The sequence below is a fragment of the Rhizobacter sp. OV335 genome (assembly GCF_900142965.1).
Classification (GTDB): Bacteria; Pseudomonadota; Gammaproteobacteria; order Burkholderiales; family Burkholderiaceae_C; genus Rhizobacter.
The window spans coordinates 38,627-64,705 of sequence record NZ_FRCQ01000015.1; the positions used below are offsets into that span (position 1 = coordinate 38,627).

The 26,079-nt window shown below is 67.3% G+C and carries 23 protein-coding genes; 13 read left to right on the forward strand and 10 right to left on the reverse strand.

Annotation, left to right across the window (positions count from 1 at the left end):
- Nucleotide 1 precedes the first annotated feature (1 nt).
- On the reverse strand, nt 2-529 hold the full coding sequence (locus BUE42_RS16730) for a TOL_0243 family YfiR-like periplasmic protein (protein ID WP_073466244.1): 528 nt from the start codon (nt 527-529) through the stop codon (nt 2-4).
- Nucleotides 530-634: 105 nt separating this feature from the next.
- On the opposite strand from BUE42_RS16730, the gene BUE42_RS16735 reads away from it, so the two are divergent.
- Nucleotides 635-2,569, forward strand: coding sequence for a TOL_0244 family TonB-dependent receptor (locus BUE42_RS16735; RefSeq protein WP_083614207.1), 1,935 nt, complete (start codon nt 635-637; stop codon nt 2,567-2,569).
- Here BUE42_RS16735 and uvrA read toward each other — a convergent pair.
- From uvrA to BUE42_RS16750, 3 genes are read right to left on the reverse strand one after another with little or no spacing between them, the layout of a single operon-like run.
- The gene (gene uvrA, locus BUE42_RS16740; protein WP_073466246.1) at nt 2,544-5,075 is read right to left on the reverse strand and encodes an excinuclease ABC subunit UvrA; all 2,532 of its coding nucleotides are present in this window, start codon (nt 5,073-5,075) and stop codon (nt 2,544-2,546) included. The genes BUE42_RS16735 and uvrA overlap by 26 nt on opposite strands.
- Nucleotides 5,072-6,010, reverse strand: a complete 939-nt coding sequence (locus BUE42_RS16745) for a cation diffusion facilitator family transporter (RefSeq protein WP_073466247.1) — start codon at nt 6,008-6,010, stop codon at nt 5,072-5,074. The genes uvrA and BUE42_RS16745 overlap by 4 nt, the downstream gene beginning before the upstream one ends.
- Nucleotides 6,011-6,026: 16 nt before the next feature.
- Complete coding sequence (locus tag BUE42_RS16750) at nt 6,027-7,334, reverse strand: NRAMP family divalent metal transporter (RefSeq protein WP_073466249.1); 1,308 nt, start codon at nt 7,332-7,334, stop codon at nt 6,027-6,029.
- A 128-nt stretch (nt 7,335-7,462) separates the two neighbouring features.
- Between BUE42_RS16750 and BUE42_RS33035 the strand changes: the two genes are divergently transcribed.
- On the forward strand, nt 7,463-7,621 hold the full coding sequence (locus BUE42_RS33035; RefSeq protein WP_159445436.1) for a hypothetical protein: 159 nt from the start codon (nt 7,463-7,465) through the stop codon (nt 7,619-7,621).
- A gap of 49 nt (nt 7,622-7,670) precedes the next feature.
- Here the strand turns inward: BUE42_RS33035 and BUE42_RS16755 are convergent, their stop codons facing one another.
- Together BUE42_RS16755 and adh are read right to left on the reverse strand one after the other, a co-directional pair.
- The gene (locus BUE42_RS16755; RefSeq protein ID WP_073466251.1) at nt 7,671-8,060 is read right to left on the reverse strand and encodes a DUF779 domain-containing protein; all 390 of its coding nucleotides are present in this window, start codon (nt 8,058-8,060) and stop codon (nt 7,671-7,673) included.
- Between the two features lies 1 nt (nt 8,061).
- Nucleotides 8,062-9,582, reverse strand: a complete 1,521-nt coding sequence (adh, locus tag BUE42_RS16760; protein WP_073466420.1) for an aldehyde dehydrogenase — start codon at nt 9,580-9,582, stop codon at nt 8,062-8,064.
- A 273-nt stretch (nt 9,583-9,855) separates the two neighbouring features.
- On the opposite strand from adh, the gene BUE42_RS16765 reads away from it, so the two are divergent.
- From BUE42_RS16765 to BUE42_RS16775, 3 genes are all read left to right on the forward strand, one after another.
- Nucleotides 9,856-11,724 carry a sigma-54-dependent Fis family transcriptional regulator gene (locus BUE42_RS16765; RefSeq protein ID WP_073466253.1) on the forward strand — a complete coding sequence of 623 codons (1,869 nt, stop codon included), beginning with the start codon at nt 9,856-9,858 and terminating at the stop codon, nt 11,722-11,724.
- A gap of 170 nt (nt 11,725-11,894) precedes the next feature.
- A complete protein-coding gene (locus BUE42_RS16770; protein ID WP_073466255.1) occupies nt 11,895-12,641 on the forward strand; it encodes an SDR family oxidoreductase in 747 nt (248 codons plus the stop codon).
- An 8-nt stretch (nt 12,642-12,649) separates the two neighbouring features.
- Nucleotides 12,650-13,342, forward strand: coding sequence for a dienelactone hydrolase family protein (locus BUE42_RS16775; RefSeq protein ID WP_073466257.1), 693 nt, complete (start codon nt 12,650-12,652; stop codon nt 13,340-13,342).
- A gap of 162 nt (nt 13,343-13,504) precedes the next feature.
- Here the strand turns inward: BUE42_RS16775 and BUE42_RS16780 are convergent, their stop codons facing one another.
- On the reverse strand, nt 13,505-14,425 hold the full coding sequence (locus BUE42_RS16780) for a LysR family transcriptional regulator (RefSeq protein WP_073466260.1): 921 nt from the start codon (nt 14,423-14,425) through the stop codon (nt 13,505-13,507).
- A 242-nt stretch (nt 14,426-14,667) separates the two neighbouring features.
- Here BUE42_RS16780 and BUE42_RS16785 point away from each other — a divergent pair, with 242 nt between their 5' ends.
- The gene (locus BUE42_RS16785) at nt 14,668-14,919 is read left to right on the forward strand and encodes a GlsB/YeaQ/YmgE family stress response membrane protein (protein WP_073466262.1); all 252 of its coding nucleotides are present in this window, start codon (nt 14,668-14,670) and stop codon (nt 14,917-14,919) included.
- A 132-nt stretch (nt 14,920-15,051) separates the two neighbouring features.
- Here BUE42_RS16785 and BUE42_RS16790 read toward each other — a convergent pair whose 3' ends face one another.
- Entirely contained in the window at nt 15,052-16,002 is a 951-nt protein-coding gene (locus BUE42_RS16790) for a LysR family transcriptional regulator (RefSeq protein WP_073466264.1), read from the reverse strand.
- A gap of 88 nt (nt 16,003-16,090) precedes the next feature.
- On the opposite strand from BUE42_RS16790, the gene BUE42_RS16795 reads away from it, so the two are divergent.
- Nucleotides 16,091-17,071, forward strand: a complete 981-nt coding sequence (locus BUE42_RS16795) for an MBL fold metallo-hydrolase (RefSeq protein WP_073466266.1) — start codon at nt 16,091-16,093, stop codon at nt 17,069-17,071.
- 158 nt (nt 17,072-17,229) lie between these two features.
- Here the strand turns inward: BUE42_RS16795 and BUE42_RS16800 are convergent, their stop codons facing one another.
- Nucleotides 17,230-17,829, reverse strand: a complete 600-nt coding sequence (locus BUE42_RS16800; protein ID WP_073466268.1) for an NADPH-dependent F420 reductase — start codon at nt 17,827-17,829, stop codon at nt 17,230-17,232.
- A 25-nt stretch (nt 17,830-17,854) separates the two neighbouring features.
- Nucleotides 17,855-18,589, reverse strand: a complete 735-nt coding sequence (locus BUE42_RS16805) for an SDR family NAD(P)-dependent oxidoreductase (protein WP_073466270.1) — start codon at nt 18,587-18,589, stop codon at nt 17,855-17,857.
- 113 nt (nt 18,590-18,702) lie between these two features.
- Here BUE42_RS16805 and BUE42_RS16810 point away from each other — a divergent pair, with 113 nt between their 5' ends.
- From BUE42_RS16810 to kdsA, 6 genes are all read left to right on the forward strand, one after another.
- Nucleotides 18,703-19,062: a winged helix-turn-helix transcriptional regulator gene (locus BUE42_RS16810; RefSeq protein ID WP_073466272.1), complete on the forward strand. Its 360-nt coding sequence runs from the start codon at nt 18,703-18,705 to the stop codon at nt 19,060-19,062.
- Nucleotides 19,063-19,261: 199 nt separating this feature from the next.
- Entirely contained in the window at nt 19,262-21,817 is a 2,556-nt protein-coding gene (gene mutS / locus BUE42_RS16815; RefSeq protein ID WP_073466274.1) for a DNA mismatch repair protein MutS, read from the forward strand.
- Entirely contained in the window at nt 21,814-22,638 is an 825-nt protein-coding gene (locus BUE42_RS16820) for a proteasome-type protease (protein WP_073466276.1), read from the forward strand. Before mutS ends, BUE42_RS16820 begins: the two co-directional genes overlap by 4 nt.
- The gene (locus BUE42_RS16825; protein WP_073466278.1) at nt 22,638-23,465 is read left to right on the forward strand and encodes an alpha/beta fold hydrolase; all 828 of its coding nucleotides are present in this window, start codon (nt 22,638-22,640) and stop codon (nt 23,463-23,465) included. Before BUE42_RS16820 ends, BUE42_RS16825 begins: the two co-directional genes overlap by 1 nt.
- A gap of 51 nt (nt 23,466-23,516) precedes the next feature.
- The gene (locus tag BUE42_RS16830; protein WP_073466280.1) at nt 23,517-25,196 is read left to right on the forward strand and encodes a CTP synthase; all 1,680 of its coding nucleotides are present in this window, start codon (nt 23,517-23,519) and stop codon (nt 25,194-25,196) included.
- A complete protein-coding gene (gene kdsA, locus BUE42_RS16835; RefSeq protein ID WP_073466282.1) occupies nt 25,193-26,047 on the forward strand; it encodes a 3-deoxy-8-phosphooctulonate synthase in 855 nt (284 codons plus the stop codon). Before BUE42_RS16830 ends, kdsA begins: the two co-directional genes overlap by 4 nt.
- Nucleotides 26,048-26,079 lie beyond the last annotated feature (32 nt).

A 26,079-nucleotide genomic window follows, 5' to 3' on the forward strand; every position in this document is an offset into this window, starting at 1 on the left:
GTCAAGAGCCCGTAGAAACCTTGCGAGCCACGGCAAGCAGGCGAGAACTGATCTTCAGGCCGGCCAGCTCCGCCGCGGAGGGAAGAATGTCGAAACGCAGCTTCTCGTCGACCACCACGAAGTTGATCGCGACGACCTGCGGCTGGCCATCCTCGGCCTCGCCCACCGTCAGCAGTGGTTGACCCTTGGCGGCGGCGAGAACGGCGTTCAGCCGGTGCGCAGCGGCTCGCCCCACGAACAGCACATGCAAGCCCGTCGTCGAATCGCCGGCGTGCAGTTCGCGAACCGACACCACGCGATCGGCGACGGTCCGACCGGCGACCGTCTGCGAAAGCTCCTTCATGAGCGCCTCCGAGCCCATGACGCCGATCACGAGCGGCGCCTCCCGGCCGTCGAACGCCCGCGCCGGCCATTCGGTGAAGGCCAGGAACTTGAAGAGATACGCGGCCTTGATCTGGGTCTCTCCAGCGAACCTGATGCCTTGCGCCACCGCGCAAGCCAGCGGCAGCATCGAGACGCCCAGTTCCAACGCTCGACGCAGCAGGACTCGGCGGAAAACCATCCCGTTAGAGTAGGGGGTCCCGGCGGGCCTGTCGAGCCTGCGTGCCCCGGCATTTTTCGAGGAGAGGATGCCATGCGAGCCTCGCTCATGAAATCTGGATCCCTGCAGGGGATGGCCGTGGGCGCTGCCGCGGCCCTCGCATGGGGCGTCTGCCTGCTGACCGCCACCTCGGCCGCGTCGGCTGCCGATCGCGCGGGCGACGGCTTGCTGAGCCTGAGCCTCGAGGAATTGAGCGACGTCACGGTCTCGTCCGTGTCGCGGCGCGACCAGCCCTTGTCGGAGGCGGCCGCGTCGATCTACGTGATCAGCGGGGACGAGATCCGCCGCGCCGGTGTCTTGTCGCTGCCCGAGGCACTTCGCCTGGCTCCCAACCTGCAAGTCGCCGCCATCGATGCCAGGCAATACGCCGTCTCCGCCCGGGGGTTCAACGGCAACATTTCCAACAAGCTGCTGGTGATGGTCGATGGCCGCACCATCTACTCGCCCCTGTTTTCCGGCGTCTTCTGGGACGCTCAGGACTTCGTCCCCGGCAACATCGATCGCATCGAGGTCATCAGCGGTCCGGCCGGCGCCACCTGGGGAACCAACGCGGTCAACGGCGTCATCAACGTGGTCACGCTGCCGGCCGCGAAGACGCAAGGGGTCCTGGCCTCTGCCACCGCGGGCACGCTGGAAAGATCGGCCATGGTCCGGTTCGGATCGAGCCTCTCGGACAGCCTTGCGGTGCGAGGCAACGTCAGGAGCTTCAAGCGCGACGCCAGCGAGTTGCGCAACGGAGGCGATCAGGGCGATGCATCGTCCGGAACCTTCGCCGGCTTGAGAGCCGACTGGAAGCAGCACGGCGATGCTGTGGCGATCGATGCCAATGCCTACACCGGCACCACGGATGACAGGCCGGTTGCCGGCGCCGTCGATCTGTCGGGCAGCAATGTGCGGGGGCAATGGACCCGGCAACTGGCGCGCAACAGCGAGTTCGACGTCCAAGCGTATGTCGATCGCACCAAGCGCACGGACAAGTACCTGTTGCAGGAGAAGGCCGACATTGTCGACGTCGAAGGAAAATTCCTGCGTGTCGACGGCGTGCACCAATGGCTTGCCGGCGCGGGCTACCGGCACGCCTCGTCGCGCTCCGAACCGGGCCTGATCTTTTCTTTTCAGCCGACCGAGCGGCAGCTCGAGTGGTACAGCGCCTTCGCCCAGGACCAGATCGGCTTGACCGATGAGGTCGCGCTGACCCTGGGCCTGCGGATGGAGCGCAACGCCTACACCGGGTGGGAGGCGCTGCCCAGCGCACGTCTGGGGTGGAAGCTGCCTGACGCCGGCCTGGTCTGGGCCGCGCTGTCGAGAGCTGTCCGGTCGCCTGCGCGCTTCGACCGGGACATCTTTGCGCCGCCCAAGCCGCCCTACGTGTTCGCCGGGGGTCCGAATTTCGATTCCGAGATCGCCAACGTGGCCGAACTGGGCTACAGGGTTCAGGGGAGCTCCAGCACGTCCTTGTCCATCACCGGCTTCGTGCAGGACTACCACCGGTTGCGCAGTGGGGAGTTCGTCGGGTCATCGATCGAGCTGGAGAACCGGATCAAGGGCCAGGTGCGCGGCATCGAAGCGTGGGGAAGCTGGCAGCCCGCCGCCATCTGGCGCCTGGACCTGGGTGGCTTGTGGCTGGACAAGAACCTGCGCCTCGAACCCGGCAGCACCGATCCGACGGGCCCGAGCAACCTCGGCAATGACGCCCGCTCGCAATGGTCGCTGAGGTCGCTGCACCGCCTGGGCGACCACATGGACATGAGCCTCTCGGTGCGCCATGTGGGCGAACTTCCTGCGCCGCTGATCCCCGCCTACACGGCAACGGACGTCGTGCTGAACTGGAAAGCGAGCGCGGATTTCCAATTGACCTTCGGCGTTCGAGACGCCTTCAACCGCGGGCACGTCGAGTACCAGGGCTTCGCCTCCATCAGCGAGATCCCGCGGTCGGCCTTCATCACGCTGACCTACCAACCCGATTGATCTTCGACGACCCCTGGGTTCCCGCTCGTTGCCGCAGGTAGTGCGCCGTCCGGCTCTCGGTGCTCGCGGCCAGATCCTGTGGCGTTCCGCTGCCAACGATGCGGCCGCCCGCCGCGCCTCCGCCCGGCCCCATGTCGATCACCCAGTCGCAATCGGCGATGACCCGCAGGTCGTGCTCGACGACGATGACGGTGTTGCCGCGTTCCACCAGGTGCTGCAGCTGCTTCATCAGGCGATCGACATCGGCGGCATGCAGGCCGGTGGTGGGCTCGTCGAGCACGTAGAGCGCATCGCCACGCTGTGCGCGCTGCAGCTCGGTGGCCAGCTTGATGCGTTGCGCCTCGCCACCCGACAGCTCGGTGGCAGGCTGGCCCAGCCGGAGGTAGCCCAGGCCGATGTCGCTCAGCAAGGCCAACGGCTGGGCGACGGCTGTGTCATCGGCAAAGAAGGCGTGCGCCTCGTCGACCGTCATGCCCAGCACGTCGGCGATGGTCTTGTCGCGCAGGCGCACCTTCAAGGTCGCGTCGTTGAACCGCGCGCCGTGGCAGGTCGAGCACGGGGCGTAGACGCTCGGCATGAAGAGCAGCTCGACACTGACGAAGCCTTCTCCTTCGCAGGTCGCGCAGCGCCCCTTGGCCACGTTGAACGAGAACCGCCCGGCATCGAAGCGGCGCGACCGTGCCGCCGCGGTGCCGGCGAACAGCTTGCGAACATGGTCGAACAGGCCGGTGTAGGTGGCTAGGTTGGAGCGCGGCGTGCGGCCGATCGGCCGCTGGTTGACCTGCACCAGCCGCTTGATGCCTTGCAGGCCCGTCACGATGCGGCCCTTGCCTTGGACGGCGCCATCCAGTTGCAGCGTGTCGGCGTCTTCGTCGGCGGCAGGCGGTTCGTCGCCCAGGTGCTGATTCACCAGCCCGACCAGCGCCTGCGTCACCAGGCTCGATTTGCCGGACCCCGAGACACCGGTGACCGCCGTCAGTGAGCGCAGCGGAAACTGCACGTCGACGCCCGCGAGGTTGTTCAGCTCGATGCCCTGCAGTACCAGCCAGTCCGCCGCGGCGCGCGTCGGGCGTTTGCCGGTCGACGGCTCTTCGAACAGGTAGCGCGCCGTGTGCGACCCACTGACCTGCCGCAAGCCTTCAGGCGGCCCGCTGTACAACACGCGCCCACCTTGCGCGCCGGCATCGGGGCCGACGTCGACCAGCCAGTCGGCGCGCCGCATCACGTCGAGGTCGTGCTCGACGACGAAGATCGAGTTGCCCGATTGCTTCAGCTGATCGAGGGCCTGCATCAGCGCCTCGTTGTCGGCCGGGTGCAGCCCGGCCGAAGGCTCGTCGAGCACGTACACCACGCCGAACAGGTTCGAGTGGATCTGCGTGGCCAGCCGCAAGCGCTGCAGTTCGCCGGGCGACAGCGTCGGCGTGCTGCGGTCGAGCGACAGGTAGCCCAGGCCGAGCCGCTGCAGCGCCGCGATCCGCGCCACCAGGCCGGCGGCGATGCGCTGCGCCGCGATGCGCTTTTCTTCCGGCAGGTCGGGCGCGGCCGATGCCAGCACGCGCGCCACGTCGTCCAGCGACATCTGCGACAGCTCGCCGATGTCCCGCCCGGCGAAGGTCACCGACAGCGACTCCTGCTTGAGCCGCTTGCCACGGCACAGCGGACACGGGCTGCCCACCATGAAACGGGCCACGCGCTTCTTCATCAGCGCGCTCTGCGTGGTCGCGAAGGTCTGCAACACGTGCTTGCGTGCGCCGATGAAGGTGCCCTGGTAGCTCGGCTCGGCCTTGCGCCGCAGCGCCGCACGCGTCTCGGCCGGCGTGAAGCCGGCGTAGACCGGCACGGTCGGCTGTTCATCGGTGAAGAGGATCCAGTGGCGGACCTTCTTCGGCAGGTCTCGCCACGGCGTGTCGACGTCGTGGCCGAGCGTCACCAGGATGTCGCGCAGGTTCTGCCCCTGCCACGCGGTGGGCCATGCGGCGACGGCGCGCTCGCGGATGGTCAGCGAATCGTCGGGCACCATCGTCTTCTCGTTCACCTCGAACACCCGCCCGAGGCCGTGGCATTCTGGGCAGGCGCCTTGCGGCGTGTTGGGCGAGAAGTCCTCGGCGTAGAGCATCGGCTGGCGCGGCGGGTAGCTGCCGGCGCGCGAGTACAGCATCCGCACCAAGCTGGACAGCGTGGTGACGCTGCCGACCGACGAGCGCGCGTTCGGCGTGCCGCGCTGCTGCTGCAGCGAGATCGCCGGCGGCAGGCCTTCGATCGAGTCGACCGCCGGCACGCCGACCTGGTCGATCAGCCGGCGTGCATACGGCGAGACCGATTCGAAGTAGCGGCGTTGCGCCTCGGCATAGAGCGTGCCGAACGCCAGCGACGACTTGCCCGAGCCGGACACGCCGGTGAACACCACCAGCGCGTCGCGCGGGATGTCGACATCGACGTTCTTCAGGTTGTGCTCGCGGGCGCCGCGGACTTCGACGCACCCGGCGATCGGGCGGCGGGCGGTCATTGCGTGGCAGAGCCGGGCTCTGTGGTGCTGGGCAATGGCATGGCGGCAGCTTCGATGAACAAGCGCTTGATTGTCGGGTACGCCGTGCGCACCTGGCTCTGCAAGGCCGTGGTGGTGGCAGCCGCTTCCGCCGCGCTGACGCCGGCGGCGAAGTCGATGTCCATCGTGACGAGCACCTCATCGGGACCGATGTACATCGACAGGATGCGCCCGACACCGCTCACGCCGCGATGCGACAGCGCGAGCTTGCGGATCGCACGGGCGGTCTCCGGCCGGATGCCCTCGCCGATCAGCAGGCCGCGAGACTCGGCAATCAGCAGCACGGCCACGCCCGACAGCAGCACGCCGATGAGCATCGAGGCCACGCCATCCAGCTCGGGCATGTCGAGCCGATGGCTGAGCCCGATGCCGGCGGCCGCGATCAGCAGCCCGACCAACGCGGCGGCATCCTCGGCCAGCACGGTGTAGGTGGTCGGGTCCTTGCTGCGGTGCAAGGCCTCCCAGAACGGCGTCTTGCCCGCCTCCCGGATGAACTGGCGCAACGCGACCAGGAAGCTGGTGCCCTCGAAGACGAAGGCCAGCGCCAACACCACGTAGTTCCAGCCCGCATCCTTCAGCGGAACCGGGTTCCGCACATGCTGCACGCCCTCGTAGAACGAGATGCCGCCACCCAGCCCGAAGATCAGCACGGCGACGATCAGGCTCCAGAAGTACAGCTCCTTGCCATGGCCGAAGGGGTGCTCCTCGGTGGCCGGCCGCCGGCTCAGGCGCAGGCCCACCAGCAGCAGCACGCCGTTGAAGGTGTCGACGCCGGAGTGGATGCCTTCCGACAGCATCGCCGAGCTGCCGGTGATGCCGGCGACGCTGAACTTGGTGATCGCGATCGCCACGTTGGCGGCAATCGCACCGTAGATCGCGACCCGGGACTCGGCCACCGCGCCGCCTCGCCTGTCAGAGGACCGAGGCCACGAGCATGGCCACGCTGGCGGCGGCCATCACGACGGTCGCGCCCCAGCCCAGCACGCGCCAGACCCGGCCCAGCGGCATCGTGCCGATCACCTTCGGCGTCGACGACGCGATCATCACGCCCACCATGATCGGCACCGCGATCACCGCGTTGACGACGGCCGACCAGTACAGCGCACTCATCGGGTTGAAGCCGGCGATGCTGATGCACACGCCCACCGCCATCGCCGCGGCCAGGATGCCGTAGAAGGCCTTGGCGAGGTGCAGCGGCTGGTCCAGCCCTTTGCGCACGCGCGCCACGCTGGCCACCGCGTAGGCCGCCGACCCGGCGAGCACCGGCAGCGCCAGCAGGCCGGTGCCGATGATGCCGGCCGCGAACAGCACGAACGCGAAGTTGCCGGCGATGGGCTTGAGCGCCTGCGCGGCCTGGGTCGTCGTCTCGACGTGGCTGATGCCTTGCTGGTGCAGCGTGGCCGCGCTCGCGACGATCATGAAGAACGCGATCAGGTTCGAGAAACCCATGCCGGCGATCGTGTCGAGGCGCAGGCGCTTGAACTGCGCCGCGCGCTGGGCCGGCGCGCGCAGCAGCGGCTGGTCTGCGGCCACGCGGTGGATCTCCTCGACCTCCTGGGCGGCCTGCCAGAAGAAGAGGTAGGGGCTGATCGTGGTGCCCAGGATCGCGACGATGGTCGTCACGTAGTCCTTGCTCCAGCGGATCTGGGGCAGCAGCGCGCCGTGCAGTGCGGTGCGCCAGTCGACGTGCACCGCGAACGCCACGCCGACGTAGGCGAACAGGCTCAGCGTCAACCACTTCAGGATGCCGACGTAGCGCTGGTACGGCAGCCACACCTGCAGCCCGAGCGACAGCAGGCCGAACCCGATCGCATAGGGCGCGGCCGGGCCGCCCAGCACCTGCGCGAGCGCGTCGGCCATCGCGTTCAGGTCGGCCCCGAGGTTGATCACGTTGGCGACGACGAGCAGCGAGACCAGTCCGTTCACCAGCCACGCGGGGCAGAGCTTGGCGAGGTTCTCGGTCAGGCCCTTGCCGGTGATGCGGCCGATGCGCGCGCTCGCGAGCTGGATGCCGACCATCAGCGGAAAGGTCAGCAGCACCGTCCAGCCGATGCCGTAGCCGAACTGGGCGCCGGCCTGGGTGTAGGTGGCGATGCCGCTCGGGTCGTCGTCGGCCGCGCCGGTGATCAGGCCGGGGCCGAGGGTCTTCCACCACGATGGCTTCCTGCCCGGGGAGGGTTCGGCGGAAGGGGCGCCGTTCTTCGACGTTGCGATGGCCATGCGGCGATCATCGAAAACCCCGGCAGCGCCTGCCATAGGAGCGCAACGGCTTGCGCCGTAGGACAAGTACCGAACCGAAGTGCCGAACGACGGTGAGTTACCCTGCAAGTTCACCACTGGAGAAACGAATGGCCATTCAAGCACAGCGCAATCGAGCGAGACTGCATGTTCTCCGCGACAACGTTCACCGCGCCAAGCGCGACGTGAAGCTCAGGAAGCCCGGCGCCGCGGAGCGATTGAAGGCCCACACGGCGGCGCGTCTCGCCTACGCGGAGACCGGCAAGTAAGGCAATCCATCGAGCTGGCGACCGACGGGTTTCGCCCGTCGGCCGCAGCTCATGGCCGCTGCGGCTCGGCGTCGTCCAGCACCGCCCACTCTTCGTCGGTGAAGAGCCTGGAGCGGGTCAGGAAGCGCAGCCCCTCCGGCCCTTCCACCGAGAACATGCCGCCCCGTCCCGGCACCACGTCGATGATCAGCTGCGTGTGCTGCCAGTACTCGAACTGCGGCCCGCTGATGTAGAACGGCATGCCGCCGATGTGACCCAGCAGGCGGTCGTAGTCGCCGACGATGAACTCCCCGTGCGGGTAGCACATCGGCGAGCTGCCATCGCAGCAACCGCCCGACTGGTGGAACATCAGCGGGCCGTGCTTCACCTGCAGCCGCTCGATCAGTTCGAGCGCCGCGTCGGTGGCCGTCACGCGCAGGACTTCGGCGCTCGCTTCCATCTCAGAAGAACCCGAGCTTGTGCTCGCTGTAGCTCACCAGCAGGTTCTTGGTCTGCTGGTAGTGGTCGAGCATCATCTTGTGGTTCTCGCGCCCGATGCCCGATTGCTTGTAGCCGCCGAAGGCCGCATGCGCCGGGTAGTGGTGGTAGCAGTTGGTCCACACGCGCCCGGCCTGGATGCCGCGCCCCATGCGGAAGGCGGTGTTCATGTCGCGGCTCCACACGCCGGCACCGAGCCCGTACAGCGTGTCGTTGGCGATCGACAGCGCCTCTTCCTCGTCCTTGAAGCGCGTGACCGACACCACCGGCCCGAAGATCTCCTCCTGGAAGATGCGCATCTTGTTGTGGCCCTCGAAGACGGTCGGCTTCACGTAGTAGCCGCCTTCGAGCTGGCCGGGCAGCATGTTGCGCTCGCCGCCGATCAGCACCTTGGCGCCTTCCTGCCGGCCGATGTCGAAGTACGACAGGATCTTCTCCAGCTGCTCGCTCGAGGCCTGCGCACCGATCATCGTCGACGGGTCGAGCGGGCTGCCCTGCTTGATGGCCGCCACGCGCTGGATCGCGCGCTCCATGAAGCGGTCGTAGATCGAGTCCTGCACCAGCGCGCGCGACGGGCAGGTGCAGACCTCGCCCTGGTTCAGCGCGAACATCGCGAAGCCTTCGAGCGCCTTGTCGAAGAAGGCATCGTCCTTCTCCATCACGTCGGCGAAGAACACGTTCGGCGACTTGCCGCCCAGCTCCAGCGTCACCGGGATCAGGTTCTGGCTCGCGTACTGCGAGATCAGCCGACCGGTGGTGGTCTCGCCGGTGAAGGCGATCTTGCCGATGCGGTTGCTCGACGCGAGCGGCTTGCCCGCCTCCAGCCCGAAGCCGTTGACGACGTTGAGCACGCCGGCCGGCAGCAGGTCGGCCACCGTCTCCAGCAGCACGAGCATCGACACCGGCGTCTGCTCGGCCGGCTTCAGCACCACGCAGTTGCCGGCGGCCAGCGCCGGCGCCAGCTTCCACACCGCCATCAGGATCGGGAAGTTCCACGGGATGATCTGGCCGACCACGCCGATCGGCTCGTGGAAGTGATAGGCCACGGTGTCGTTGTCGATCTGGCTGATGCCGCCTTCCTGCGCGCGGATCGCCGACGCGAAGTAGCGGAAGTGGTCGACGGCCAGCGGCAGGTCGGCGGCCGTGGTCTCGCGGATCGGCTTGCCGTTGTCCCAGGTCTCGGCGGCGGCCAGCATCGGCAGGTTGGCCTCCATGCGGTCGGCGATCTTGTTCAGCAGGTTGGCGCGCTCCGTCGTCGAGGTCTTGCCCCAGGCCGTCTTCGCCTTGTGCGCGGCGTCGAGTGCGCGGTCGATGTCTTCGGCGGTCGAGCGCGGGATCTCGCAGAACGGCAGGCCGGTCACCGGCGTGATGTTCTCGAAGTACTGGCGGCCGGAAGGCGCCGTCCACTCGCCGCCGATGTAGTTGCCGTAGCGCTTCTTGAAGGCCACCGGGGTGCCGAACTTGCCAGGGTCGAGCTTGTCCATCTTTGCGTCTCCGATCTGGGTGTGGTCGGCGTCGCCCACTGCGATGCCGCAGGGCAAGGTCTGCAACGCACGTACCCGATCGGGTCGGTGCTTACCCGAACCCGCGCCTCGGCATCGATCGGAGCGGCTGCACCGTTGACATCACCGCGCATGTCACAACCGGACGCGCAGGTCGGGATTCGCGATCTGCGACACATCCGTGCGACGATGTCGCGAGGCATGTCGCGTGCTGCGACACGCCAGCAAGATCGAAGACAGAGATCGGAGACAGGCATGAAAGAGGCGCAGGCGCTTTCGTTGCGGATCGAGCACGCCCGCGATCTGTTCTTCATGCAGGGCCGAGACCTGTCGGATGCCGAGGGCATGGCTCCGCACATCTCCCGTTCGTGGCGACGCTGCCGCAGCGTCGACCAGGCGGTGGTCGAGCCGGAACCGGTGCTGCTGCAACACCTGCGCGAACGCCGCGAGCAATCGATGCAGATGCTGGCGTGCGCGCAGCCCGAGCTCGACGGCCTGGCCGAGCACGCGTTGAGCGCCGGCTGCGTCGTGATCCTCACCGACCCGTCGGGCCTGATCCTCGAGGAGATCGGCAGCCCCGAGTTCCTGCCGAAGGCGCAGCGCATCGCGCTCGCGCCTGGCGTCGAGTGGTCCGAAACGAGCCGCGGCACCAATGCCATCGGCACCGCGCTGCTGGAACGCCAGTCGCTGATGGTGCTGGGCGGCGAGCACTTCCTGCCGCAGAACGGCGCGATCGGCTGTGCGGCCTCGCCGATCTTCACCGGCCGCGGCGAGATCGCCGGCGTGATCGACATCTCGGGCGAGGCGGCGCAGGTCAATGACCACACGCTGGGCCTGGTGCGCATGGCGGCGCAGCAGGTCGAGCACCGGCTGATGCTCGCGCAAGCCAGCGGCCACCTGCTGCGCTTCCACGCCAAGCCCGGCCTGCTGGGCACCGCGCGCGAGGGGCTGGTCGTCATCGACGACGGCCGCATCGTCGCGGCCAATCGGGTCGCGCTCGGACTGCTCGGCACCGCCTGGGGCGGCCTGCTCGATCAATCCGTCGAGGCCTTGATCGGCATGCGCTGGTCCCAGCTCGAAAGCCGGGCAGGCCTGCTGACGCTGCCCGACGGCCGACAGATCGCCGCGACGGTCGAGCGCGCGGCTCGCGGCGCGAGCTGGCGCACGCCGAGCCGGCCGCCTGCGGCGCGCGTGGCCGAGGTGCATCCCGCGATGGACGATGTCGCCCCGTTGCTGAAGCTCGCGTGCAAGGTCCTCGATGGCGGCTTGCCGATCCTGGTCACCGGCGAGACGGGCAGCGGCAAGGAGGTGTTCGCCCGTGCGCTCCACCACGCCTCGCGACGCAGCAAGGGACCGTTCGTCGCGGTCAACTGCGCCGCGCTCCCCGAGACCTTGATCGAGGCCGAGCTGTTCGGCTACGAGGCCGGCGCCTTCACCGGCGCGCGCCGGCGCGGCATGCCGGGGCGCATCCGCGAGGCGTCGGGCGGCGTGCTGTTCCTCGACGAGATCGGCGACATGCCGCTGCTGCTGCAGACGCGGCTGCTGCGCGTGCTCGAGGAGCGCACCGTCGTGCCGCTCGGTGGCGGGCCGGGCATCCGCGTCGACTTCGACCTCGTCTGCGCCACTCACCGCGATCTTCAGCAGATGAGCGCGGCCGGGGCCTTCCGGGCCGACCTGCTCTACCGCGTCGACGGCTACCGCGTGGCCGTGCCGCCCTTGCGCCAGCGGCGCGACCGGCGCGCCCTCATCGAGCGCCTGTTCGGCCAGCTGGCGCAAGCGAAGCGGCTTTCCATCGACCGGGCGGCGCTCGACCGGCTCGACGCGCATGCGTGGGCCGGCAACGTGCGAGAGCTCAACAGCGTGCTGCGCGCGATGGTTGCGCTGGCCGACGAAGGTGACACCCTCGGCGTCGACCAGTTGCCGGATCGCTTCGTTGCGACAACGGCGCAGGATCCGCAGCACCACCTCGTCGAGGTCGAGCCCGCACTCTCGGACGTCGTCGAGAACACCATCGACCAGGTGCTGTCGGCGTGCCATGGCAACGTCGCCACGGCCGCAAAGCGCCTCGGCGTTCATCGCAGCACCGTGTATCGCCACCTGGCCCAGCGCTCGACGTCCCGCTGACCGCCGCATCAGTCTTCGACGAGTTCACCATCTCGCCGTTTCCCGAGCAGATGTTGCTCGCATTCAGCTCATTCCGCTTCCGAGTGGCGAGACACATGATTCATCCCATGCGAAGTGATCGACCGAAACGTCTCCTTCGTCACTCAACTCAACCATGGGAACTACCTGAAATGAAGCTCAAGAACAAAGTTGCATTCATCACTGGCGGCACGTCGGGCATCGGCCTGGAAACCGCGAAGCTGTTCCAGGCCGAGGGCGCCCAGGTGGTGCTGGTCGGCTCGAACGCAGAGCGCCTGGCCGCGGCCGGCAACCAACTCGGCGGCAAGGCGCTGCTGGTGCGTGCCGACATCCGCAAGGTGGCCGACATCGAGCGTTCCGTCGAAGAGACGCGCGCCAGGTTCGGTCGCATCGACGTCCTGTTCGCCAACGCCGGCGCGACCACGGTCGCTCCGCTGGAGGCGGTGACGGAAGCGTACGTTGCCGACAACCTCGCGCTCAATTTCACCGGCACGTTCTTCACGATCCAGAAGGCGGCGCCGGTGATGGCCCAGGGCGGCAGCATCATCGTGACGACGTCGTTCCTGAACACGATCGGCTTCGCGGGCCTGTCGATCCTGGCAGCGACCAAGGCTGCGGCGCGCTCGCTGGTTCGCACCCTGGGCGCAGAACTGGCGCCGCGCGGCATCCGCGTGAACGCGGTCAGCCCGGGCGCCATCGCGACACCCTTCTACAGCAAGATCGGCCTGCCCGACAACGTGCTGTCGGAGGTCGCCGCCGGCGTCACGCAGAAGATCGGCCTGAAGCGCTTCGGCGATGCCGCGGAACTCGCGAAGACCGTGCTGTTCCTCGCCAGCGACGACTCGTCATACACGACCGGCACGGAACTCGTGGTCGACGGCGGCCTGACCCAGTTTTGAGGATCACCATGGGAACGACGATCCAATTCAAGCGCCCGGATGGCCACGAGCTGCCGGGCTACCTCGCAGAGCCGGCGCAGCCGCAAGGCGCACCCGCGGTGGTGGTGATCCAGGAATGGTGGGGCCTGAACGACCAGATCCGCGGCGTCGCCGACCGCCTGGCCCACGCCGGCTTCCTGGCGCTGGTGCCCGACCTGTACCGCGGCAAGAGCACGGTCGAGAAGGAGGAGGCGCACCACCTGATGAACGGCCTGGACTTCGGCTCCGCCGCCGCCCAGGACGTGCGTGGCGCCGTGCAGTTCTTGAAGACCCGCGCCGCCAAGGTCGGCTGCGTCGGCTTCTGCATGGGCGGCGCGTTGACGCTGCTGGCCGCCGCCAACGTGCCCGAGCTCGACGCCGCCGTCACCTGGTACGGCTGCCCGCCGCTGGAGTACCTCGACGCCAGCAAGATCAAGGTTCCGCTGCAGGGCCACTGGGCCGACCAGGACCAGTTCTTCCCGCCGGCCCTGGTGGCCGGCCTGGTGGAAAAACTGACAGCCGCCGGCGTGAAGCACGACTTCCACCACTACCTGGCGCACCACGCGTTCGGCAACGAGCAGGCGGTGGGCGAGGGGCGGATCGCGGAGACGCACCATGACCCGGTGTGGACGCAGAGGGCGTGGGACCGCACGTTCACGTTCTTCGCCAGGCACCTGGCCTGACCCCGTTCTGATGACCTCACAGGAACAATGAAATGCGCATTTCTCCCGGCGACCACGCGGTGATCCACACCAAGGAGGTGGGCGACGAGACCATCGCCGGACTTGGTGTGGGCGGCTCGCCCGCTGAAAAAGTAGCGCGGCACCGTCGAAGCGCGCGACTTCTCAAGGCGACGGGATGCGTCCGAAGTCTGCCAATGCCTCGCGAAGTTGCGGGACGGCGAAGTCGATGAATCGGCGGAGCTTGACCGGCATCATGTCGCGAGACAGGTGGACGAGATGCACTGGGATCGGGTCGACCTCGAACTCCTGCAGGATGAATCGGAGCTTCCCGGCGCGCACTGCCTCTGCCACGTCGTGCTCGAGCAGCATCGTCGCGCCCACGCCGTCGATGGCGGCATCGGCGGCTGCGTCTGGCGACGACACGAGCAATCGCGGTGTGTCCGTGATCGTGTGCAGCTCGCTGGCTTCCGGATGGCGAAAGCGCCACGGCGACAGGAACGGGCTGTTGAACACGACGCGAGGGTAGCCGCGCAGATCCTCGGGGCTGCGCGGCACGCCGTGCTTCTCCAAAAGCGCCGGGCTGGCCACCACCACGACGCGCAACAACCCGACCCGCGTGGCCACCAGGCTGCTGTCGCGCAGGCGGCCGATCCGCACCGCGACATCCGCGTGCGAGTCGACGAGGTCGATGTTGCGGTCGGATTGCAGGAGCTGTATGCGGATCTCGGGAAACTGCGCAAGGAATTGATGGATGACGGGCAGTACCCGCAGCCGCGCCACCTGCACCGGCGTTGTCACGACGAGCTCGCCGCGTGGGTTCGTGAACTCGCCGGAGGCGCGACGTTCCTGCTCATCGACCTGTTCGAGAATCTGCCTTGCCGCGGCAACGTAGTCGGCTCCCGCATCCGTCAGCGAGAGCTTGCGCGTGGTTCGAACGAGAAGCTTCGTGCCGACCATCGCCTCCAGGTCGTTGACATTGCGCGTGAGCGTGGCAACGGGAATCCGCAGTTTCCTGGCGGCCGCCGACAGGCTTCCCTCCTCGACGGAAGAAACCAGCATCGCCATCGCTTCCAGTCTGTCCAATTGACTCACCTCAACAAACCGACGGCGCAGAGCAGCCGGGCTGCGTCCATCGAACGGCCGCGCGCCCTCACTCTACAGGGGCTCGATACGATGTCCCTGACCCTCCGCTATTCCGCCGGTGCTGCGATTCGGCTGCCGGGCGAGGCGCGAAAGCCATCAACACACGCCCGTCCGTTCGCGGGCTTGTGGCATGCTCGGTCTGGCAGGATCTTCAACATCCATCACACGAGAGAGCCAACACCATGGGCATCATCAGCACCATCCTCGTCGGGCTGATCGTCGGCGCGATCGCGCGCTTTCTGCTGCCAGGCGAGCAGAAGATGGGCTGGATCCTGACTTGCCTGCTGGGCGTCGCCGGCTCGATGATCGCTGGCTTCGTCGGCCAGGCGATAGGCTGGTATTCGGTGGGGCAGCCGGCCGGATGGATCGCCTCGGTCATCGGCGCCATCGTGCTGCTGTTCGTCGTCAGCAAGCTCAAGGGCAGCAGCAGCTGACCGCGCCTGGAACGAACCTGTGAAGACTGGCCAGAGGAGTACGACGAAAGTAATGGATCCGGCCGCCAGGCCAATGACGGCAAGTCAAAGCGCTGGCAAACGGTTCGTGAACAAGCAAGAGTCCTCTCAGAATCAAACCTCAATCGGAGAGCGATCCCCCGCGGAGGCCTTGTCGGTAAGCAGCTCCCATTCGCTGCGAAGGCTCTTGAGAGCGTAATCGGCAAAGTGGCGTACTCGCGGGGCCAGATGCAATGCATGCGGGTACACGACATGCAGCGGTGCGCTGGGGATGCTGTATCGCCCCAGCACGCGCACCAGCGTTCCATCCCTCAGTTCCGAGCCCACATCCCATATCGACTTGAGAAAGATCCCACCGCCGGCGAGCGCGAGCGCTTTGGCCGCGTTGCCGTCATTGCACAGGAAGGTCGCGTTCACCTCGGCCGAGACCGGTTTGCCTTCGTGCTGGAAGAGCCAGTGTCGGGTGCTTCGCGTGCCGTAGAGGATGCAGTTATGCGCTGAGAGTGCAGCAGGCGTGTCGGGAGAGCCGAAGCGCCGCAAGTAGTCCGGCGCGGCGCACAGGACGAGCTCGCTGTCGGCGATGTGGCGTGCCGTCATCGTCGAGTCGTCGAGCACCCCGAAGCGCAGCGCCAGGTCAATGCCTTGCTCCACGAGATCCACGACGTCATCGCTCAAGACGAGCTCGATCCTCAACGCCGGATGCATGGCTTGGAACTGCGCCGCCAGCGCTGCGAGATAGCGCGTGCCCAGCATGCGCGTCGCCGTCACCCGCAGGTGTCCGTTGATGTCGGTGCGGCTGTGCTGCATCACCGCCTCGGCCTGCTGCACCTCCGCAAGGATGCGCACGCAATGCAGGTGGAAGCGTTCGCCTTCCTGCGTCATTGATTGCCGCCGTGTGGTCCGGTTGAGCAGGCGAACGCCCATGCGCGCCTCGAGGCTGGCCAAGCGCTTGCTGACCACTGCCAGTGACAGGCCCAGCTCGTTCGCGGCCCCCGTGAGACTGCCCGCACTGGCGACCTTGTCGAAGATCGTCAGCTCGACCAGGTTGTCGATCATTGTTTCCATATTATTGATTGTGAAATCGTGATCTCATTCTTTATCAATCGGATGGCGATAACTATAGTGCCTTTCACCACTTAACAGAGCCTCCACGATGAAACGCACATTCCTTGCGGCCTTCCTGGCCGCCGCTGTCGCCACCAGCCTGGTCGCCCCGGTCTCATCCGCGGCCGAGGCGCCTGCGACCAAGGTGAGCCGCTATCAAGCCGGCTACTACCACTTCAAGCTCGGCGACTTCGAGGTCGCGGCGCTGTCCGACGGCACGCTGCCGATCCCGACGCTGAAGCTGCTGACCAACGCCCAGCCCGGCGAGGTGGCGTCGCGCCTGGCGGACACGTATCAGACGACCGAGGTCGATGCCTCGGTCAACGCCTACCTGATCCGGGCGGGCGACCGCCTGATCCTGATGGACGCCGGCACCGGCGAGCTTTATGGCCCGACGTTGAACAAGCTCGAGGCCAGTCTCAAGGCGGTGGGCGTCACGCCGGAGCAGATCACCGACATCCTGATCACGCACATCCACACCGACCACACCGGTGGCTTGATGGATGGCAAGCGCATCGTGTTTCCCAACGCCACGGTCCACATCGAGCAGAAGGAGGTCGCGTACTGGCTGAATCCCGAAAGCCGCGCCCGGGCGCGGGATGCCGCGAAGAAGTACTTCGACGAGGCGTCAGCCAAGGTGCAGCCCTATGTCGATGCCGGCAAGGTGAAGACGTTCTCCGGCGCGACCGAGCTGTTCGCCGGCATCCGTTCCATCCCCGCTCCGGGCCACACACCGGGCCACACCTTCTACGCGCTCGAGAGCAAGGGCGAGAAGCTGGTGTTCTGGGGCGACCTGGTTCACGTGGCGGAAGTTCAGATGCCCGACCCGGGCGTGACGATCGTCTTCGACGTCGATCCCAAGGCCGCCGCAGCAACGCGCAAGAAGGCGTTCGCCGACGCGGTCAAGGGCCGGTACTGGGTCGCGGCCGACCACATCTCGTTCCCCGGCGTCGGCCATCTGCGCCGCGATGGCACAGGCTACCGGTGGATCCCCATGACCTACGTGAACGACCACTACGAGGCGAAGTGACCCATGCGCTGAAACGTTGCCGGCCTCCGGAGTAAAGGCATGTCCTCCATCGACGGCTTCGTGATCGCGGTTACCGCCGGCATGCCCTCGCTTCAATCAAACTGTGGCTGCCAATGTCCACGAGGCAGGCTCGCATCGGAATCAGCGATCACGATTCATCAGGCGAACTTGACCAAGTCCTTGAAGATCAGTTGACCCCAGCTGTTTCCGCGCGCCTGCACAAGCAGTCCACCTTCTGACAGCCTGCCAAGTTTGATCGGCGAGAAGCCGAGATTTTCAGCAAGCGCACCAATCTCCGCTGCGGCGCCGTCATCGTCGCTCGCCAGGAACACGACTCTCCTGCCACCGTGCACGGCAGGATCCTGGTCAAGGACAGTAGCGACCAGATGGTTGAAGCCCTTGACCAGTCTTCCACCCGTGAAGGCCTGCGCGACAACCTTTGAAGAAGGCTGTCCTCCCAGCGCCTCAGGGGACACGCCATAGGCATTGGTCACATCGATGATGGTCTTCCCCTGCCAAGTCGGCAGCGCCTTCGCGACATCCGGGTGCGACTCGAAACGGACTGCCAAAAAGATGACGTCCGCCTTGACGGCTTCCGCCAGTGTCTTGGGGATGATCTGGGGTCCGATCGCGGCCGCATCGGATGCAAAGCTTTCCGGGGCGCGCGTGGTTGCAACGGCTACTTCGATGCCATTGCGGGCAAACGCCTTGGCGAGAGCGTGGCCGATCTTGCCGAAGCCGATGATTGCGTAACTCATGTGTGTTCTCCTTGGGTTCAGCGGGTCAGAGTTGCGCCAGGCCGCCGTCGACGGCAACCTCGCTGGCGGTCATGAAGCTGCTGTCCGACGACGCGAGAAAGGCAGCCGCCGCTGCGATCTCCGCCGGATCGGCCATGCGCTGGAGCGGCGTCATCGCGGCGTAGACCTTCTGGCCTTCTTCGCCCAGCGCTTGCTTCGCGAGTTCGGTCGCCGTCGCCCCGGGCGACAGCACGTTGACCCGGATGCCGGTGCCTTTCAAGTCCTCCGCCCAGGTCCGCGCCAGGTTGCGCACTGCCGCCTTGCTCGCGCTGTAGGCGCTCATGCTCGGGGCGCCCGTGGTGCCGGCGCTCGATCCGGTCAGGATGATCGAACCACCCTTGCCCATCAGCGGCAGCGCCTTCTGGACCGTGAAGATGGTGCCCTTCACATTGGTGTCGAAGGTTTCGTCAATGTGCTCGGCGGTGATCTCGCCGAGCCGAGCCTGGCTTCCCGCCCCGGCATTGGCGAGCACGATGTCGAGGGTTCCGCGCTCGGCCTTCACTGCCGCGTAGAGCCGGTCGAGGTCGGCCAGATCGGAGACCGAGCCCTTCACCCCACGGGCATTGGGTCCGAGCTTGGCCACAGCGGCATCGAGCGATTCTTGTCGGCGGGCGTAGATGAAGACGAAGGCGCCTTCCTCGATGAAACGCTTTGCTGCGGCGAAGCCGATGCCGGTCGCGCCGCCGGTGATCACGGCGGTCTTTCCATTCAGTCTGGTCATGTCAGAGATCCTTGGTTGCGTTGCGGGGAAGCTGGAGAAATGCTTGCCTGAGGACAACTATGGAGTTCTGATAACCTAAGGACAAGTATGCACTTTTTGGTAAGTACCTAAAAATGACGACGCCCCCTGAAATCTGCGACACCGGCTGCGGGCTCAACGCGACACTGCGCGTCATCTCGGGCAAGTGGAAACCGCTGATCCTGTTTTTTCTGCGCGACGGCCCGAAGCGCTACGGCGAACTCAAGCGCCTGACCCAGGGCGTCAGCGACAAGGTGCTGATCCAGCAATTGAAGGATCTGGAGGCCGATCGCGTGCTCGCGCGGAACGACTACAAGGAGGTGCCGCCGCGTGTGGACTACGCGTTGACCCCGCTCGGTCGCAGCCTGGCCAACGCGATCGTCCCGCTGTGCACCTGGGGAACCGAGAACGCGGCGGAGATGGCAAGCATCTTTGCCAAGCGCGACGTGCCCTAGCGGGATGGGGTGGGTTCGAGACGGAGGTCCGGGCAGTCGTCGATGGTAAGGTGCGCGCCTTGGCCGAAAGGCCCCCAGCGCCGCCATCTCGATCGTGAACGATTCCGCCGCCCCCCTCTCCCCTGCGCTCGACGACCCAGCTCCCTCCTCTGCGGCCGGACGGACCCCGCCGGCCAGGGACCTGTCGGCCCACACGCCAATGATGCAGCAGTACCTGCGCATCAAGGCCGAGCACCCCGACACCCTCGTCTTCTACCGGATGGGCGACTTCTACGAGCTCTTCTATGAAGACGCCCGCCGCGCCAACAAGCTGCTCGACATCACGCTGACCAGCCGCGGCCAGAGCGGTGGCGAGCCGGTGGTGATGGCCGGCGTGCCCTTCCATGCCGTCGAGAGCTACCTGGCCAAGCTGATCAAGCTGGGCGAGGCCGTCGCGATCGCCGAACAGGTCGGCGATGTCGCCACCGCGAAGGGCCCGGTCGAGCGCAAGGTGGTGCGCGTCGTCACGCCCGGCACCGTCACCGATACCGAGCTGCTCGCCGACAAGCGCGACGCGCTGCTGCTCGCCGTCTCGCAACGAACGCACCGCGGCGTCACCGGCTACGGCCTGGCCTGGCTCGGCCTCAGCAGCGGCCAGCTCGGCCTGACCGAATGCAGCGAGCGCGAACTGCCCGGCTGGCTGGCCCGCCTGAACGCCGCCGAGGTGCTGGTCGACCGCGACCAGGTGCCCGCCGCGGTCGTCCAGGCCCGCATCGCGATCACTCACCGCCCCGGCTGGCAGTTCGACACCGCGCTCGGCCTGCGCAAGCTGTGCGAGCAATTGCGCGTCGCGAGCCTCGCCGGCTTCAACGCGCAGGAACTCATCACCGCGCAGGCCGCCGCCGCCGCGCTGCTGAGCTACGCCGAGCACACGCAGGGCCAGGCGCTGGCCCACGTGCGTGCGCTGCAGGTCGAGCGCAGCGGCGACCTGCTCGACCTGCCGCCGACCACGCACCGCAACCTCGAACTCACGCAGACGCTGCGCGGCGACGATACCCCGACGCTGCTGTCGCTGCTCGACACCTGCCGCACCGGCATGGGCAGCCGCGCGCTGCGCCACTGGCTCACGCACCCGCTGCGCGAACGCACCGTCGCGTCGCAGCGCCATGACGCGCTCGACGTGCTGATCGAGCACGACGTCACGCCGCTGCGCGAGGCACTGCGCGGCGTCAGCGACGTCGAGCGCATCACCGCCCGCATCGCGCTGCGCCAGGTGCGCCCGCGCGAGCTCACCGGCCTGCGCGCCACGCTGCAAGGCCTGCCGGCGCTGCGCGAGCGCGTGCCGCGCCAGGCGCTGCTGCTGGAGATGCTGGCCGAGGCACTGACGCCGGCCCCGGAGATCGAAGCTCTGCTGCGCACCGCCATCGCCGACGAGCCCTCGGTGATGCTGCGCGACGGCGGCGTGATCGCGCGCGGCTTCGACGCCCCGCTCGACGAGCTGCGCGACATCAGCCAGAACTGCGACGCCTTCCTGCTCGACCTCGAAGCCCGCGAGCGCGCCCGCACCGGCATCGCCAACCTGCGCGTGCAATACAACAAGGTGCACGGCTTCTACATCGAGGTCACGCAGGGCCAGGCGAGCAAGGTGCCGATGGACTACCAGCGCCGCCAGACGCTGAAGAACGCCGAGCGCTTCATCACGCCCGAGCTGAAGACCTTCGAGGACAAGGCCTTGTCGGCGCAGGAGCGCTCGCTCGCGCGCGAGAAGATGCTCTACGAGCAGGTGATCGACCAGCTGCAGGCGCACCTGGAGGCGCTGTCGGGCCTGGCCCGCGCGCTCGCGAGCCTGGACGCGCTGGCCGCGCTGGCCGAGCGCGCCGACACGCTGAACTGGACCCGTCCGCAGTTCGTGCGCGACGCCTGCATCGACATCACGGCCGGCCGCCACCCGGTGGTCGAGGCGCGCCTCGCCGAAACCGGCGCCGGCAACTTCATGGCCAACGACTGCCGGCTCGACGCCGCCCGCAAGATGCTGGTGATCACCGGCCCGAACATGGGCGGCAAGAGCACCTTCATGCGGCAGGTCGCGCTGATCGTGCTGCTGGCGGCGATCGGCTCGTTCGTGCCGGCCGACGCCTGCCGCCTCGGGCCGATCGACGCGATCCACACCCGCATCGGCGCGGCCGACGACCTGGCCAACGCGCAGTCGACCTTCATGCTCGAGATGACCGAGGCCGCCGCCATCATCCACAGCGCCGGCGAACAGTCACTGGTGCTGATGGACGAGATCGGCCGCGGCACCTCGACCTTCGACGGCCTCGCGCTGGCCGGTGCCATCGCCAGCCACCTGCACGAGCGCAACAAGAGCTTCACGCTGTTCGCCACCCACTACTTCGAGCTGACCGAATTCCCGGTCAAGCACGACCGCGCGCTGAACGTGCACGTGTCGGCGGCGGAGAGCGGCGACGACATCGTCTTCCTGCACGACATCCAGGCCGGCCCGGCCAGCCGCAGCTACGGCGTGCAGGTCGCGCGCCTGGCCGGCATGCCGGGCACGCTGGTGCGGCAGGCGCGCGCGACGCTGGAGGCGCTCGAGGCGCAGCAGCACGCGGGCAGCGCGCAGATCGACCTGTTCGCGGCGCCCACGCCCGAAGCCGAGAAGCCGGCGTCGGCCATCGAGCGGGCGCTGGCCGGCATCAACCCCGATATGCTGTCGCCGAAGGAAGCGCTCGATGCGCTCTACCGCCTGAAGAACCTGCAGGACACCCCGTCATGACCTACTGCGTGGGCATCAAGCTCGATGCCGGCCTCGTCTTCCTGTCCGACTCGCGCACCAACGCGGGCCTGGACCAGATCAGCACCTACCGCAAGATGATGGTCTACGAGAAGACGGGCGACCGCTTCATGGTGCTGCTGTCGGCCGGCAACCTGTCGATCTCGCAGTCGGTGCGCGAGATCCTGCAGGTCGAGAAGCTGGACAACGGCGACGAGCCTCCGATCACCATCTGGAACGCCACCAGCATGTTCGACGCCGCCCGCGTGCTCGGCAGCGCGGTGCGCCGCGTCTACGAACAAGATGGCCCGTCGCTGAAGCAGGCCGGCGTCGACTTCAACGCGTCGATGATCCTCGGTGGCCAGATCAAGGGCGAGGCGATGCGGCTCTTTCTTGTCTACTCGGCCGGCAACTTCATCGAGGCGACGCGCGAGACCTGCTACTTCCAGGTCGGCGAATCGAAGTACGGCAAGCCGGTGCTCGACCGCATGATCACGCCGCACACCGCGCTCGACGAAGCCGCCAAGTGCGCGCTGGTGTCGATGGATTCGACGCTCAAGTCCAACCTGTCGGTCGGCCTGCCGCTGGACCTGCTGGTCTACGAGGCCGATACCTTCCAGTCGCAGCAGATGGTCTGCATCGATGAGCGCAACCCGTACTTCACGATGATCCGCAGCACCTGGGGCCAGCGGCTGCGCCAGGTGTTCGAATCGATCGATGATCCCACCTGGGACGGCAGCGCGGCCGAACACCCGCTTTGCGTGCCGTCGGAGCGCTACGAGCCGATGCGCAAGATCACGCACCCGGGTGAAAAAATAGTCTGATGGCCGGCCCGGGCTGCATCGTCTTCTCGCACGCGAACAGCTTTCCGGCGGGCACCTACCGGGTGCTGTTCGAGGCGTGGCGCGAAGCGGGCTACCAGGTGCACGCGATCGAGAAGCTCGGCCACGACGAGCACTACCGCGTCACCGACAACTGGCCGCTGCTGCGCAACCAGCTGATCGCGTTCATCGAGCAGCACGCGTCGGCCGGGCCGGTCTGGCTGGTCGGGCATTCGCTCGGCGGGTTCCTCAGCGTGCTGGCCGCGTCGAAGCGGCCCGACCTGGCGCGCGGCATCGTGCTGATGGATTCGCCGTTGATCGGCGGGCTGCTCGCACGCACGCTGCAGGTGGCCAAGGCGACCGGCATCGGCGAGCGCTTCTCGCCGGGCCACGTCTCGAAGCGCCGGCGCCAGCACTGGCCGAGCCCGGAGGCCGCGTTCGCGCACTTCGAGGCCAAGCCGGCCTTCGCGCGCTGGGCACCCGGCGTGCTGCGCGACTACATCGCCGCCGGCATCGAGCCCTCCGGCCACGGCCAGTCGCTGAGCTTCCGGCGCGAGGTCGAGACGCAGATCTACTACACGCTGCCGCACCACATCCCCCGGCTGCTGGTGCGCCGCCCGCTGGGCTGCCCGATGGCCTTCATCGGCGGCACGCAGTCGGCCGAGGTGCGCCAGGTGGGCATGAAGGCGACCGAGCGCTTCACGCAGGGGCGCATCTCGTGGATCGAGGGCTCGCACCTGTTCCCCTTCGAACAGCCGGGGCAAGCGGCGGCCGAGGTGCTGCGCTGGCTGGGGGAGTTCGAGCAGCGGCCCGAAACTACGCGCCTATAATCGCGCTTTACCACCACGGCATTCGTCGACAAGGCGCCTGCTGACCCTGCAATGACCAAGTTCGTCTTTGTCACCGGCGGTGTGGTGTCCTCGCTGGGCAAGGGCATCGCGGCTGCATCACTTGCAGCGATTCTCGAATCGCGCGGCCTCAAGGTCACCCTCATCAAGCTGGATCCGTACCTCAACGTCGATCCGGGCACCATGTCCCCCTTCCAGCACGGCGAGGTGTACGTCACCGACGACGGCGCCGAAACCGACCTCGACCTCGGCCACTACGAGCGCTTCATCACGACGCGCATGAAGAAGGCCAACAACTTCACCACCGGCCAGATCTACAAGAGCGTGCTCGAGAAAGAGCGCCGCGGCGACTACCTCGGCAAGACGGTGCAGGTGATCCCGCACGTCACCAACGAGATCCAGGAATTCATCAAGCGCGGCGCGGCCTTCGGCACCGAGCAGGCGGTCGATGTCGCGATCGTCGAGGTCGGCGGCACCGTCGGCGACATCGAATCGCTGCCCTTCCTCGAAGCCGCGCGTCAGATGAGCCTGCGCATGGGCCCGAACAACACCGCGTTCGTGCACCTGACCTACGTGCCGTGGATCGCCGCCGCCGGCGAGCTGAAGACCAAGCCCACCCAGCACACCGTGCAGAAGCTGCGCGAGATCGGCATCCAGGCCGATGCGCTGCTGTGCCGCGCCGACCGCCGCATCCCCGACGAAGAGCGCGAGAAGATCTCGCTCTTCACCAACGTGCCCGAATGGGGCGTGATCTCGGTCTGGGATGCCGACACCATCTACAAGGTGCCGCGCATGCTGCACGAGCAGGGCCTCGACGGCCTGATCTGCGACAAGCTGCGCATCAACACCCCGCCGGCCAACCTGAAGCGCTGGGATGCGCTGGTCGACGAGGTCGAGCACCCGAAGCGCGAGGTCACGATCGCGATGTGCGGCAAGTACACCGACCTGTCCGATTCGTACAAGTCGCTGAACGAGGCGCTGCGCCATGCCGGCATCCACAACCATGCCCGCATCAACATCGAGTACGTCGATTCCGAGACGCTGACGACCGACAACGTGAGCCAGCTGGCACGCTACGACGCGATCCTGGTGCCCGGCGGCTTCGGCAAGCGCGGCGTCGAGGGCAAGATCCTCACCGCCCAGTTCGCCCGCGAGCACAAGCTGCCCTACCTCGGCATCTGCCTGGGCATGCAGGTCGCCACGATCGAGATCGCGCGCCACAAGGCCGGCCTCGCGAACGCCAACAGCACCGAGTTCGACCCCGAGACGCCGAACCCGGTGATCGCGCTGATCGACGAGTGGCAGGATGCCGACGGATCGATCCAGACCCGCGACGCGAACTCCGACCTCGGCGGCACGATGCGCCTGGGCGCGCAGAGCTCCGACGTGGTGCCCGGCACGCTCGCGCACGAGATCTACGGCGATGTCGTCAACGAGCGCCACCGCCACCGCTACGAGGCCAACGTCAACTACCTCGACCAGTTGCGCGAGGCCGGCCTGGTGATCTCGGCGCTGACGCAGCGCGAGAAGCTGACCGAGATCGTCGAGCTGCCGCGCACCGTGCACCCGTGGTTCATGGGCGTGCAGTTCCACCCGGAGTTCAAGTCGACGCCGTGGGAAGGCCACCCGCTGTTCCGCTCCTACATCCAGGCCGCGCTCGCGCACCAGACCGCCCGCAGCGAGCAGCCGCAACCCGAGAAGGCCGCGGCATGAAGCTCTGTGGATTCGACGTCGGCCTCGACAAGCCCTTCTTCCTGATCGCCGGCCCCTGCGTCGTCGAGACCGAGCAATTGCAGCTCGACGTCGCCGGCCAGCTGAAGGAAATGACGGCCGCGCTCGGCATCCCGTTCATCTTCAAGTCGAGCTACGACAAGGCGAACCGCTCGTCGGGCACCTCGTTCCGCGGCCCCGGCATGGAGCGCGGGCTCGAGATCCTGGCCAAGGTCAAGCGCGAGATCGGCGTGCCGGTGCTGACCGACGTGCACAGCACCGAGGAGATCGCGCACGTGGCGTCGATCGTCGACGTGCTGCAGACGCCGGCCTTCCTGTGCCGCCAGACCGATTTCATCCGCGCGGTCGCGCAGTCGGGCAAGCCGGTCAACATCAAGAAGGGCCAGTTCCTCGCGCCCGGCGACATGAAGAACGTCATCGACAAGGCCCGTGCCGCCGCGCGCGACAAGGGCCTGCCGGAAGACAGCTTCATGGCCTGCGAGCGCGGCGCGAGCTTCGGCTACAACAACCTCGTCAGCGACATGCGCTCGCTGGCCATCATGCGCGACACGAACGCCCCGGTGGTGTTCGACGCGACCCACTCGGTGCAGCTGCCCGGCGGCCAGGGCACGAGTTCCGGCGGCCAGCGCGAGTTCGTGCCGGTGCTGGCGCGCGCGGCCATCGCGGTCGGCGTGGCGGGCGTCTTCATGGAGACGCACCCGAACCCGGCCGAGGCGCTGAGCGACGGCCCGAACGCGGTGCCGCTGAAGCGCATGAAAGAGTTGCTGTCCACGCTGGTCGAACTCGACCGCATCACGAAGAAGAACGGCTTTCTCGAAGCCGATTTCAACTGACTGCCAGAATCACCTAGCAGTTGATCAACCAG